13 protein-coding genes and 1 pseudogene are annotated in these 12,454 nt (G+C 67.8%); 3 read left to right on the top strand and 11 right to left on the bottom strand.

The genetic code is table 11. The annotated features are described in order from the left end of the window. Positions 1–18: 18 nt before the first annotated feature. From ACP95_RS06800 to ACP95_RS06790, 3 genes and pseudogenes are all read left to right on the top strand, one after another. A pseudogene (locus ACP95_RS06800) lies at positions 19–201 on the top strand (HVO_2922 family protein); the annotation flags it as partial. Between the two features lie 54 nt (positions 202–255). Beyond that, the gene (locus tag ACP95_RS06795) at positions 256–654 is read left to right on the top strand and encodes an acyl-CoA thioesterase (RefSeq protein ID WP_049980482.1); all 399 of its coding nucleotides are present in this window, start codon (positions 256–258) and stop codon (positions 652–654) included. Positions 655–692: 38 nt separating this feature from the next. Then, a complete protein-coding gene (locus tag ACP95_RS06790; protein WP_049980481.1) occupies positions 693–1,001 on the top strand; it encodes a cyclin in 309 nt (102 codons plus the stop codon). Here the strand turns inward: ACP95_RS06790 and ACP95_RS06785 are convergent, their stop codons facing one another. The 11 genes from ACP95_RS06785 to ACP95_RS06740 form a co-directional block, all read right to left on the bottom strand. Next, positions 1,002–1,529, bottom strand: coding sequence for a phosphopantetheine adenylyltransferase (locus ACP95_RS06785; protein WP_049980480.1), 528 nt, complete (start codon positions 1,527–1,529; stop codon positions 1,002–1,004). Positions 1,530–1,564: 35 nt separating this feature from the next. After that, positions 1,565–2,128: a helix-turn-helix domain-containing protein gene (locus tag ACP95_RS06780; RefSeq protein WP_049980479.1), complete on the bottom strand. Its 564-nt coding sequence runs from the start codon at positions 2,126–2,128 to the stop codon at positions 1,565–1,567. A 105-nt stretch (positions 2,129–2,233) separates the two neighbouring features. After that, positions 2,234–2,434 carry a DUF7308 domain-containing protein gene (locus tag ACP95_RS15690; RefSeq protein ID WP_449271570.1) on the bottom strand — a complete coding sequence of 67 codons (201 nt, stop codon included), beginning with the start codon at positions 2,432–2,434 and terminating at the stop codon, positions 2,234–2,236. Beyond that, complete coding sequence (locus ACP95_RS06775; protein WP_049980478.1) at positions 2,386–3,414, bottom strand: DUF7289 family protein; 1,029 nt, start codon at positions 3,412–3,414, stop codon at positions 2,386–2,388. The genes ACP95_RS15690 and ACP95_RS06775 overlap by 49 nt, the downstream gene beginning before the upstream one ends. Beyond that, the gene (locus ACP95_RS06770; protein ID WP_161782061.1) at positions 3,387–3,734 is read right to left on the bottom strand and encodes an archaellin/type IV pilin N-terminal domain-containing protein; all 348 of its coding nucleotides are present in this window, start codon (positions 3,732–3,734) and stop codon (positions 3,387–3,389) included. The genes ACP95_RS06775 and ACP95_RS06770 overlap by 28 nt, the downstream gene beginning before the upstream one ends. Before the next feature lie 82 nt (positions 3,735–3,816). Beyond that, complete coding sequence (locus ACP95_RS06765) at positions 3,817–4,341, bottom strand: DUF7266 family protein (RefSeq protein ID WP_049980476.1); 525 nt, start codon at positions 4,339–4,341, stop codon at positions 3,817–3,819. Beyond that, on the bottom strand, positions 4,334–5,272 hold the full coding sequence (locus tag ACP95_RS06760) for a DUF7261 family protein (RefSeq protein ID WP_049980475.1): 939 nt from the start codon (positions 5,270–5,272) through the stop codon (positions 4,334–4,336). The genes ACP95_RS06765 and ACP95_RS06760 overlap by 8 nt, the downstream gene beginning before the upstream one ends. Further along, a complete protein-coding gene (locus ACP95_RS06755) occupies positions 5,260–5,868 on the bottom strand; it encodes a DUF7288 family protein (protein WP_237560413.1) in 609 nt (202 codons plus the stop codon). The genes ACP95_RS06760 and ACP95_RS06755 overlap by 13 nt, the downstream gene beginning before the upstream one ends. Continuing rightward, on the bottom strand, positions 5,865–6,365 hold the full coding sequence (locus ACP95_RS06750; RefSeq protein ID WP_049980473.1) for a DUF7287 family protein: 501 nt from the start codon (positions 6,363–6,365) through the stop codon (positions 5,865–5,867). Before ACP95_RS06750 ends, ACP95_RS06755 begins: the two co-directional genes overlap by 4 nt. Next, positions 6,362–8,389 carry a type II secretion system F family protein gene (locus ACP95_RS06745; RefSeq protein WP_049980472.1) on the bottom strand — a complete coding sequence of 676 codons (2,028 nt, stop codon included), beginning with the start codon at positions 8,387–8,389 and terminating at the stop codon, positions 6,362–6,364. Before ACP95_RS06745 ends, ACP95_RS06750 begins: the two co-directional genes overlap by 4 nt. Then, a complete protein-coding gene (locus tag ACP95_RS06740; protein WP_082224608.1) occupies positions 8,390–12,400 on the bottom strand; it encodes an ATPase, T2SS/T4P/T4SS family in 4,011 nt (1,336 codons plus the stop codon). It abuts the gene before it with no gap. Between the last annotated feature and the right edge of the window lie 54 nt (positions 12,401–12,454).

Below are 12,454 nucleotides of genomic sequence, written 5' to 3'. Positions count from 1 at the left end.
CACCAACCGATGTCCGAGTCAAAAGCCACCTTCGAGCTGTTCGAGGACGAGGCCGGCCAGTACCGCTGGCGGCTCCGTCACGACAACGGCAACATCGTCGCCGACAGCGGCGAGGGGTACGCGAGCAAGCAGAAGGCGCGTCAGGGGATCGAGAGCGTGAAGAACAACGCGGCCGGCGCCGCCGTCGAGGAGCACGACTGAGCCGGCGCCCGGCCGTATCGGTGTCCCTTTTTCACTCGGCCTCCAGGTCGATCCATGAGCTACGAGACGACGCTGGACGTACGCTTCCGGGACATCGACGCGATGGGCCACGTCAACAACGCGGTGTACGCCACCTACGCCGAACAGGCACGCGCGGACTACTTCGACGACGTGCTCGATCAGGACCTCTCCGCCGTCTCCTCGGTGCTCGCCCGGATCGAGATCGACTACCACCGACCGATCGAGCTCGACGACGGCCCCGTGACCGTCGCGGTGTCGGTCCCCCGGCTCGGCGAGTCGAGCCTCCCGATGGGGTACGAGATCCGGACCGCCGACGGCGAGCTCGCGGCGAGCATCGAGAGCGTCCAGGTCGCCTACGACCGGGACGCGGGCGAGTCGGTGCCGCTCCCGGACGCGTGGCGCGAGACGATCAGCGAGTACCACGAGCTCTGAGCCCGGAGGTTTATTTCGCCGCACGCTAACCACCACACGTGTACAGCGCGCGGGATCGAGTCGAGGAGGCGGAGTGGCTCGCCGAGCTGGAACGGGGCGCCGACAGCCTCGAACTGAGCGCCGAAGCCCGCTCCACCGCCGAGGACCTGTTCCTGAGTAACGTCCCCGAGAGCGAGCGCTCCAAGCCCGCGGTCGCGGCGGCGGCGCTGTACGCGGCCGCGCTGCTCGCCGGCGAGGAGCGAGCCCAGACCGCGGTGGCCGACGCGATGGACGTCTCTCGACTCTCGGTGCAGCAGCGCTGGAAGCCGATCCTGGAGGAGGCGGGGTTCCGGCCGCCGTCGTGGTGACTACTCCGAGTCGCAGGCGGAGGTCGACTCCGGACTCCCGGGCGGGAACTTCCCGCGCCCCTCGCGCTCGGGCGTGAGGTTGCCGTGGCGGTCGATCTCGCCGGTGACGATCCGCGTCGAGGAGATGCGCTTCCCGTCCGCCGCGGGGACGTGGTCGACGACCTCGATCCGGAGCGGCTCGTGGCCGCGCTCCTCACGGATCTCGTTGATTCGCTCGCCGCCCTCGCGGGTCTCCGGCGAGACGATCAGCGCGTCGAACTGCGGTTCGGTCGCGATCCCCGTGGGCTCGTCCAGCTGCCGGATCTCGAACTCGCGGCCGTACTCCTCGGCCAGCGGCTCCAGTTCCGCCTCGAGGTCTCGCTTCCGGTCCTCCCAGGGACGGACGTACCGCTCGACGTGACGGGTCTCCGGGGCGAGTTCGTCGGACGTGAGACCGACGGTCAGGTCGCCGAGTTCGAACGCTCGGCGGAACAGCTTGCGGTGACCGTCGTGGACGGGGTCGAACGTCCCCCCGATGGCGACCTGCATACCCCCGCTTCCGCGCGCCGGGGGTTAAAGCGCGGTCATTCGTTCTCGGGAGCGTCCTCCCGGTCGGCGTCGCCGTCGTCGGCGTCGCTCGTGTCCGCATCCGCGTCGCTCGCGTCGTCGTCGTCGGCGTCCTTGACCGAGATCGTCACCGGGCCGCCCTCCTCGCCGTCGTCGTCCCGCGTCAGCTTCTCGTCGAGGTTGAACACCGCGTTGAGCTGGCTCTGGACCTGCCCGACCGCCCCCGAGACCAGGTCGCTCGGCGAGATCGCCTCGTACTCGTAGGGGTTGTTGCCGGCGCCCTCGCTCTCGCGTTTCCCGCGGGAGACCGTCTCCTCCTCGTGTAGCTCCGCGAGCGCCTCGCGGACGGTACTCGGGTACAGTCCCGTCCCCTCGGCGACCTCCTCGCTGGTGCTGTCGGGGTGCTGTCGCAGGTAGACGTAGATCCGCGCGCGGGTCTCGGTGTCGAGCAGCCACGCGAGTAGGTCGACGACGCCCTGGTCGAACTCGCCGATCGCCTTGTCGGCGCCCTCCTCGAGCCGCTCCCGCGCCGAACTGAGTTCGGACTCCTCGGTCTTGTCGTCTCCGGACTCTCCAGACATGTGTGTTCGTCCAGAGGTCAGAACTCCGCACTCAAAAACGTTTGCCGACCCACACGACCGCTGTCGCTCGGGACCCGTGGGGGAGAGAAGGCAGCAGGCGGGCGGTTACTCCAGTTCGACCTCGATCTCGTTCTCGGTCACGTGGAGGTAGGTGATGTACGTACCGCCGGCGCCGGACTCGTAGTCGAGGAGACCGGTCGACTCGCTGTGGTCGAGGTGGACGCCGCCCCCGTTACCCCCGGTCGTCCCGTGCGCGTTCACGGTGAACTCGTCGCCAAGTTTCGCGACGTAGTGGCGGCTGAGCAGGTACGTCGTCGCCGAGTCGTCTCGGTGAACGTCCGTGTCTCACCGTCTTCGCCCTCGTGACCGAACTCGACGTCCTCGTCGAGCGGATCGTCCCAGTCGAGTTCCGTCTCGTCGGGGTTCGCGTCGCCGTAGGTGAGGTTCAGCCCGTCGTTCTCGTCGCCCGCGGTGAGGTCGACGATCAGTTTCGAGGTGCCACCGCTCTCCTCGATCCGGACCGGGCCGCTGTCGATGTCGACGCTCGTGTTCGACCACTCGTGTTGCTCACCGGTTCGCTTGTCCCGGTAGAACATGTGGAGTTCGAGCGTGTCGGGGTTCCCGCCCGGGACGTGCACGAGGTACTCGAACTGGTGGTAGTCCGACTCCATGTAGAAGCCGCCGTAGTAGTTGTTGAAGTCGCTGCCGCCGCTCTCGGTCTGGAAGGTGACGTTGAAGTCGGTGAGGCTGTGCCCCGGCGCCTGCCCGCGGGCGGTGAGGCGGTCGTTGGAGATCACGTCGTTGAGCGTGAACTCGCCGACCGTGTCGACGGTCGTGAGCTTCACGCGTGCCTGGTGCTTGTCGTGGTCGACCGACACCTCGCCGGTCGTCCGGGTGCGGAAGTACTCGGCCCAGGCCTGGTAGAACTGGCTCTTGACCGTGACGCTCACGTTCCCGGAGGTGACCGGGTTCTCGTACGCGGTGTCGTCGCCGTACGGCGCCCCTTCGTCGCTCCAGTCCTCGTCGCCGTCGCTCGCCGAGGCGTTCGGGAACACCTGGCGGGAGTCGCTCTGTCGCGTGACCACCGCGGTCGTCTGGCCGGACTCCCGCGAGTCTGAGGTCACCCGCATCACCGGCAGCGTCAGCGTCGCGCCGCGGTAGTTGAACTCCGGCGGCGAGCGCATCACGCTGCCGTTGCCGCGGCGCTCCCAGACGCCGCCGCCCTGGTAGCCGATCACGGTGTCGTCGTTCCGGTAGCTCACCGACCCCAGCGAGGCGTTGTACACCGTCTCGTCGTGGCCGGAGCCGGTCGCGTTGTGGTGGACGATCCGGAGCCACCCCGCGTCCCCGTCGGTGACGAACTCGCCGTCGCCCGAGGCCCCAGATCGACGCGCTGGGAGCTGCTCTCCCCGAGCGCGACGATCGCGGCCTTGGAGTCGAACTGCGTCAGCGAGTGGCCCGCCTGCGACACCGTCGCGCCGCGCTCGGCGTCGGCGAACGCCTGCGAGCCGAGGCCGACGACGACGCCGGTGCCGATGATGGTGATGCCCAGCAGCAACACCACCCCGACCACGCTCGAGAGGCCGCGGTCCCTATCCGATCCCATCATGTCGACGTAGAACCTCCACGGTGATAGGTCCACCCCCGATTACCAGTTGGATCAACGTCACGACGCCGCGGACGATCGCTCACGGCGCCTCACCCTCCTCGTACGCGACGAGCTCCCGGGTGCCGCCGTCGTCCTCGACGACGATCGTCACCGGGCCCCCGGGCAGTGTCTTGTTCGCCACGGGGTACTCCGTGCGGAAGCTGACGTTCCGGCTCACGTCGACGCTCTCGGCGTCGACGACGACGGTCCCCCGTGCGGGTTGATCGGCGTCGGTCGGGTGGTTCACCAGCCGGAGGCTGTACTCCCCGCCCGCGCCGACGTCCGCGGGGAGCCAGATTCCCACCTTCACGGTGCCGTCCTCGGCGGCGCCGGCGAGCCTGTCGGCGTCCTCCAGCCCCCCGGCGAGCTGCTGGCCCGAGACGGTCAGCTCGTCCCGCGTGATCGCCTGCCGCTGGTCCTCGATCAGCCCGCCGCCGGCGATCAGCAGCCCCGAGACCAGCACCGCGGTGATGGACAGCGTCAGCGTGTACGCGAGCGTCGTCGACACCGCTCGCTCGTCGCCGAACAGGGCGCGAACGCCCCCAGTCGCGCGGTCGTCAGTCATCGTCGCCGGCCTCCCCGGGGGCGACCCGGATCTCGGACTTGTAGAGGAGGTCCGACGAGCGGTAGGTGACGCTGAGGTTCGCGCTGTACAGCGCCGGCGACACCGCCGGTGCGCCGGCGTCCTCGTCGGCGCCGGTCACGAGACTCCCCTCCGGCTGGTCGACGACCAGGGAGTAGGTGCCGTTGACCTGTTCGCCCCCGTCGAGCGTGTCGACGTAGCCCACCGTGTACGTGCCCGAGAGGTTCTCGAAGAACCGCAGCTCCGGGCAGTCCTGGCCGGCGACGGTGCCGTCGGTGATGTCGATCACCGCCCGGTCGTCGTCGCCGGGATCGACCGTGCAGCTGCCGACCTCGGTGTCGGTCTCGTTCTCTACAGTGACGGATACGTTATCGTCACTGTTCGTGTGGACGTAGACCCCCCACTCGTCGGTGCTGTCGTTGAAAGTCACCTGGAACGCGTCCGACGCACCCGACGCGAGGTCACCCTGCGTAACGTTGAGTCGGAACGCCCGCGCGTGACTGTCCTCGGCGACGGTCCACGTCGAGTTCCCGTTGTCGTCGGTGAAGTTCCGGTCCGTGTCCTGACCGATCCGGCTACCGTTGGTCATGTCGGCGGTGGTCACGTTCGTGGCCGCCAGCGACGCCGCCGAATGGGTGTGGACGAGATCGTCCCAGCCGTCGACACTGTCGGTGAAGTTTCCCCGGATCTCCGCGTAGCTGTCGCCGTCGACGCCGTCGATGCTCGCTTGCGCCATCGTCCTGGCCTCGCCCTCGTACTCGATCGCCTCGCCCGCCCCGGTGCCGGCGTCGCGGGTCGCGACGTTGCCGGTGTAGATGGCGGCGTTGAGCAGCACCGCCAGCGCGACCAGCATCACCGCCAGCGTGAGCGCGCCCACGAGGAGCAGCTGCCCGCGATCGTCTACATCCGCCATACGACCACCTCCACCTCCAGCACGTTGTACACCCGACTGTCGTCGGCGTCGGGCGCGAAGAAGTCCGCTTCCGAGAGCGTCGTCTCCGTCCGGTTGGTGGACTCCGTGGTCGCGTTCGTCTCGCGGAGTACGTCGTCGTCGTACACGGTGAACGAGCGCGAGGCCGTCGACGCGTGGTCGGAGGGCGAGCCCAGATCCACCAGCCGGATCGGGTGGCGGCTCCGCTCCCCGCTCTCGGTGATGAAGTAGACGTTCACGTTGAACGCGATGTTTCGCTCCCGCAGCGTCCGGTCGAGCACGTTCCCGAACGCCGTCGGCGGGCCGCCGCCGTGGAACCCGCCCGGTTCCGCCTCGTTGAAGTGGCCGGTCTCGTTCCAGCTCAGAAGCGTCGGCACGATCGTCCCGTTCTCGGCCTCCGCGGCCAGCACGCCTTCGGAGAGTTTCGCCTGCTGGTTCTCGATGTGCTGGCTGGACGTACTCCCGGTCAGCGGCGTCACGGCGGTCACCTGCAGCGCGAACAGCAGGCTGGCGAGCAGCAACATCCCCGCCGTGATCGCCTCCAGCGCGTGAGCCTGCCCGCGGTCGTCGCCCGTCACCACGCACGCACCTCCAGCCAGTACGTCGTGCCGTCGATCGCGACGGTGCGACGCGCCGTCGTCACCGAGACGCTGCTTGGCGGGTCGCCCCCGGCCGAGAGCGTCCTGCCGTCGATCACGGCGGCGGCGCCGTCAGACTTCTCGATCCGCACCTGAATCGCCTGGCTACTGTCGAGGGCGAACATCTCCTGGAGTGTGTCCGCTGACGTGTCGAACCGGCATCCGTCTGCGTCCGGGTCGTCCCCGTCCAACCTCCCAAAGAACGCCACCGTACAGTCGCGCTCGAGCAGGTACGGCTCGTCGGGCGCGCCCAGGCGTTCCGTCGACAGCGAGGTCGCGACGCGGTCGGCGATCTGGGCGTCGCCGGCGCCGACGAACGGGGCGAACATCCCCGGGATGGTGGCGACGACGAACATCACCGCGACGAGGAAGATCCCCACGCCGATGGCGTAGTCGAGCACCGTCTGCCCGCGATCGTCGGCGGCGAGGCGGCTCACACTACCACCACCCAGACCGCCAGCGCCAGCGTCTGCAGGATCACGACGAACTTCACGCCCGAGATGATCTGTGCGTCGCGGATGTACCCCGAGATGAACCCCGAGAGCACCGCCTGCAGCGTCACCGCGTGCAGGAACAGCAGCGAGAGCAGGTCGACGTCGACGCTGGCGCCGAAGCTCACGCCGCCCCCACCGCTCCCGCCGCCGCCGCTCCCGCCCATCTGGGCCATCGTGTCCAGGAACTGCACCTTCAGGATCGCCATCACTGCGAGCAGCGTGAGGTACGTCATCAGGATGATCGCCACCTGCATCCGGGTGCGGGATTTGCGCTCGCGCTCGATGTCGTCCTGGTTCTCGGAGGACTGGGCGGCCGTCGAGAGCACGTCGGTGATCTGGCTCGAAGCCTCCTGGGCCTCCGCGATCAGCTTGATCGTCCGTGCCAGCCGGGGGATGTGGTACTTGTTGTTGAACTCGACCATCGCCTCCCGCAGGCTCATCCCGTAGTTCACCTTCGCGTACATCACTTCGAACTCGTCGGCGAGCTTCCCCGTCGACGTGTCGGCGACGGTCTCGATCGACTCCAGCAGCGTCTGCCCGGTGTCGTTGGCCGAGGAGAGCTTCCGGAGGTTCTCCGAGAGCTTCCCGGTGATCGATCGGCGCGTCAGCCCGTTCCACTCGTAGAAGAACGCAAGCGGCACGAGCGTCATGTACGAGGGGATGTAGAACCAGACGAACGTCCCCCAGATCGGGTTCGCGATCATCCCGTCCCACGTCGTCGGCATCGAGCCGTCGAAGAACAGCACGCCCATCACCGCGAGGGCGGTCGGGAGCGTGAGCACCAGCGTGAACAGGGGGTTGTCCCGGAAGAACAGCTGGGGCGCCGAGAGCAGCTGGCGGGTCTTGTAGTTGCCCTCGCGGGACTTGATGCGGTTGAAGACGCTGAACCGGCCCGTGAACGCCTCGATCAGGCCGAGGTGGAACAGCCCCTCGTCCTGGCTGGCCGCGAGCCGCTCGTTCCCCTGCCCCGGCGAGAGGTAGCCGTCGCCGGGCTCGTCCTGTTTCACCGTCGAGATCATCACCAGGAAGCCGACCCCGGTCAGCGGGATCAGCGCGTACACGGTGCCGTAGATGAGCATCTCCCGCCCGCTGCCCATCATGCTCATCACCACGAGGATGATGATGAGCAGGAGCGGGAACAGCGAGAGCGTCATGTACATCTCGCCGAACAGCTCCAGGGTCTCGAGGGTGGTCTCCTGCTCCTGCTTGGCGGTGCGCATGTGCTTCTCCTTCTTGTCGTAGAGGAACTGCTCCATGTCCCCCCCGGAGTTGATGATGGAGAGCATGTCCGTCAGATACTGCGAGAGCTCGTCGCTGGGGGTCTCCAGCGACTGCTTGCGCACCGCGTTCCGGTAGTCGGTGCCGAAGTACTCCGTCTCGTTGACGATGCTCTGGAACTCCTTCGCCACCTCGCCGTACGTGTCGTCGGCGTCGGCCATCGACTCGAGGATCTCGAGCTGGTTCAGCCCCCCGACCGAGAGCGCGTACATGTACGAGACGGAGTCCGAGAGCAGCATGTTGATCTCCCGCTTGCGCGTCGACGCCTTCGAGTAGGGGATCGCCACGATCGTCCCGAACCCCATCCCGAAGCCGACGCTGCCGAACACGAGCCCCGACATGAGGATCACCGCCGGCACCGTCGCCGCCTGCAGGGTCGCCGCCATCTCGGCGCTCCCGGCGGGGATCCCGAGGCTAAGCGTCTCGGGCGTGATCAGCCCGAACTGGAACACCGCCCAGCCGAGCAGGCTGCCGGTGAGCCAGAGCATCCCACCGATCAGCACGCCGACGGCCAGCGCCCGCGAGAGGTAGAGCTCGACCGCCTGGTTCATCCGGGCCTCGGTCAGCTTCCCCTCGACGTCGCTGACGAAGTCGCCCTCCGTGTCGAACAGGAGCTTGTACAGCGGGTAGAACGCGTCCGCTAACGCGCCCGAGTCGCCGTCTCGACCCTCGCCGAGTTCGAGGCTCATCTACTCGTCGCCCTCCTCGTCGAGCGACCACGAGTCCACGTCGACGCCGTCGTCCGACTCCTTGTCGTCCTCGTCCTCGGGCACTCCGAGGAACAGGTCGTCGGGGTCGTCGGCGTCGTCCTCGGCGTCGAACAGCGGCTCGTCGTCGCCGGCGTCGACGCTCAGGTCGCTCGGATCGTCCCACTCGTCGGACGGTTCGTCCTCCCACTGGATCGCCGGCTCGTCTGACTCGTCGTCGCCCGCGTCGTCTGACTCCCCCCCGAACTGGATGGGGGGCTGGTCCGGGTCGTCGTCCGGTTCGTCCCACTCGATCGGCGCCTCGTCGGGCTCGTCGCCGTCGCCGCCGGCCCCGTTCCCGAACGGGTCCGCCGGCTCGTCGTCGAAGGGGTCGTCGGTAGCCGCGTCGTCGTCGAACGGGTCGTCGACTGCTTCCTCATCGTCGAACGGATCGTCGACGGGCTCTTCGTCGTCGAACGGATCGTCCGTGACCTGCTCGTCGCCGTCGTCCGACTGGTTGTCCGTAGCTCTCTCGTTCCCTTTCTGTTCGTCCGTGTCTGGTCCGTCGTCGGACGGCTCGCCGATCACCGTCGGTTCCTCCGACGAGTCGCCGACGACGGGTTCGTCGTCGGACGGCTCACCCAGGACGGGTTCGGCTTCGGACTCGTCGTCCGACGGCTCGCCGATGACAGTCTCCTCCTCGGTCGGCTCACCCAGGACGGGCTCCTCCTCGTCGTCGCCGGACGACCCCTCGGCGAACGGATCCTCGATCGGCCCCTCGTCGGTGAACTCCTCGCCAGCGGACGGTCCTTCGCCGAACGCGTCCCCTCTGGACGGCTCGTCGTCGAACCCGTCGGCTGCCGACCCCTCGCCGAACTCGTCGTCGAACCCGGGGTCGGCCTCGAACGCCTCGTCGGCGGGGTCGGCGTCGGCGAACCCGTCGGGCTTGTCGTGCGCGGACTGCCCCTCGTTACTCGCCGCCTCCTCGTCCGGACTGTCGGCCGCGTCGGCGGCGCCGGGCTGTTTGGGGGTCGTGTCGTCGAGCGGCTCCGGTTCGGTCGCCGGCTCGTCGTCGGTGGCGTCTGCCGTGTCGGGCGCTGCGTGTTCGTCGTCGGCGGCGTCGTCGTCCGCCGCTTCGGGCTCGGCCAGTTCGTCGTCAGAGGCTTCGTCAGGGGCGTCACCCTCGTCCTCGGCCAGTTCGTCGTCGATGCCGTCGTCGGCCGCGGCGTCGGCTTCTGCCTGTTCGTCCTCGCCGGCTTCGAGCTGGGGCGTCGGTTCGTCGTCGGCCCCGTCCGTGCGCCCGTCGTCGATCGCGCTTCTGTCGTCGTCGGCCTCGTCGATCGCCTCGTGATCGGGGCCGTCGTCGACGTCGACGCCCTCCTCGACACCGGCGGGGAGCTCCCCGGCGGCGTCGGGCGTGGCCTCGACGTTCCCCTGTGGCTGGGTGTCGACCAGCGCGTCCGCCACGTCGTCCGGCGTCTCGCCGTAGTACTGCTCGAACAGCTCCTCTTCCGCGCGGGCGAGGATCTCCTCGGTCTCGGCGAGGATCTCGTCGTTGGGGTCCGGCCGGGGGACCATCTCCTCCTTCTCGGGGTCGATGTCGATCAGCACGGACTCCATCTCCCGGAGGTCCTCGAGCGAGGCCTCGAGCTGGTCGTTGGCCATCAGCGAGAGGATCGTCTCGGGGTCGTTGATGAACGCCTGGAACGTCGCCGCCACCTGCGTGTAAGTGTTGAGCCCCTCGTGGATCAGGTACGCCAGCACCGTCTGGCGCTTGAAGATCTCCAGGTCCAGCTTCTCGCGGTCCCACCCGCGATCGAACATGATCTCGTCCAGCGTGTTCGAGTCGCCCATCTTCAGGAACTCGTCGGTCTCGGCCTGCCACTGGTACACGTCCTGGACGTTGATCTCGTCGTTCTCGGCGTCGTAGTGGTTGATCTCGGTCAGCGACTTGTTCCGACGCACCTTCTGGCCCGCCACCCGCGTGGAGGTCTGGATGGAGACCAGGTCCAGCGCCGTGAACATCGTCTTCGAGACGTTGATCGGCTCGGTGGTGAACCGCTTCAGCACCTCCCCCACGTTGTCGGCGTGGAACGTCGTGTACGTCGTGTGCCCCGTGGACATGACCTGGAACAGCGTCCGCCCCTCCTCGCCGCGGATCTCGCCCATCACGATGTAGTCCGGGCGCTGACGGAGCGCGGCCTCCAGCAGGTCGAACTCGTCCACGTCGCCCTTGTCGTCGTCGCTGAAGGAGGGCCGTGTCACCGACGCGATCCAGTTCCGCTGTGGCAGTTCGACCTCCCGGGTGTCCTCGATCGAGACGATCTTCGTGTTCGACGGGATGAACAGCGACACCGCGTTCAGCGAGGTCGTCTTCCCGGACGCGGTACCCCCGGCGAAGATCAGGCTCTTGTGGTTCTCGATACAGAGCCACAGGAACGCCATCTCGTCGAGGCTGAACGTCTGCCAGTTGATCAGGTCGACCGGCGTGAACGGCACGTCCTTGAACTGCCGGATCGTGTAGTTCGTCCCGTGGTCGGACACCTCCCGCCCGAGTGTGAGTTGGGCACGGGAGCCGTCGGGGAGCGTCGCGTCGACCTGCGGTCGGCGCTTGGAGATCCCCTTCCCGGAGCGCTGGGCCAGCTTCACCACGAAGTCGTCGAGCTCCTCCTCCTCGTGGTAGACGTTGGTGATGATCTGCTCGTAGTCGGAGTGGTAGACGAAGACGGGCGAGTTGTACCCGTCACAGGAGATGTCCTCGACGTTGATGTCGTGTTTGATCCCGTCGATGCGCTCGTAGCCGATGAAGTCCCGTTCGAGGTAGTACAGCAGCTTCTCGACCTGGTACTCGTTCAGGATGTCGGCGTCCTCCTCGAGCAGCACCGGCTCGGGCCGGACCTCGATCCCCTGCAGGTCCCGGACGCCGTCGACGGGCTCCTCGTACCCCAGCAGATCCACGACGCGCTCGCCGACGCCGCCGCCGTCGGGGTCGATCCCGAACGTGTCGGCGACGCGGTTGCCGAGGCCGCCGCCCTCGCCGTCGTCGTTCGGCTCGTCGTAGAGGTCGTAGCGGTCGAGGAGCTCCCGCGTCTTGTTCTCGATCACCGACCGGCGGTGCTCCTCGTCGCCGGCGGTCCCGCCCTCGTCCTCGTACTTGATCGACGCCCGTAGCTTGTCAGTCAGGTACTCCGAGAGCTCCGACTCGATGTCGGTGAGGTGGGGCTGGACGACGTAGTACTTGATCTCGTTCTCCTTCGTGGAGTGGAAGATCACCACGAACGAGTACGGCTTGTTCACCCAGTAGCGGTCCCGCTCCTCGAAGTGGTGTTTCTTCGCCAGCGGGACGGTTTTCTCCAGGTCGTAGCGGTTGGCGACGGTGGTCCGGCCCTGTCGGTCCGAGAAGAACGCGTCCTCGTCGACCTCCTCGTCGACGTTCACCGTGCGCTCGTCGATCAGCTCCTGCAGTTCCTCGCCCGCCCGCTCGCAGTCGGCCATCGTCGCGTCGAGCGTCTCCGGCGGGACCCCCAGCGCCTCTTCGGCGTCGAACGTCTCGGGCTCGCCCTCGGCGTCGGTCGGCGGGTCGCCGTTCTCGTCGTAGAAGTACTCCCGCTTGTAGTCCTCCCAGCCGTAGATGTCCTTGATGACCGGCGTCTCGTCGTAGCCGATCAGGTCGGAGTAGTCGGTGATATCCTGAGCGACCCGGCCGGCGGCGCCGATGCGCGCCTCGATCTCCCACGGCGGGAACCCCAGGTACTCCTCGGGCTCGACGTCGGTCCGCTCCCAGTCCTCGCGTGCCAGCGTGCGCTCCTCCTCGCCCCAGCGGTCGCTGCCCGGCGTCTCGTCGAAGCGCTCGTAGAGCGTCCGCGCCGCGTCCGGTTCGCCGTGCTCTCGAAGGAAATCGTCCCACGTGTACGACCCGACGACGGCGTCCGGTCCGTCGTCGGTGGGTTCGGGCCGCTCCTCCACCTCGCCGTCAAGCGGGCTGGGAGCGGAGTCACCCTCGTCGGTAGCCATTGACTACTCGCTCTATCCCCGCACGCAAAAAAACTCCCCTGGGAGTATCAGCTC

Source organism: Halolamina rubra, from assembly GCF_000739555.1.
Classification (GTDB): Archaea; Halobacteriota; Halobacteria; order Halobacteriales; family Haloferacaceae; genus Halolamina; species Halolamina rubra.
This window is presented reverse-complemented; position numbering and strand designations above follow the sequence as displayed.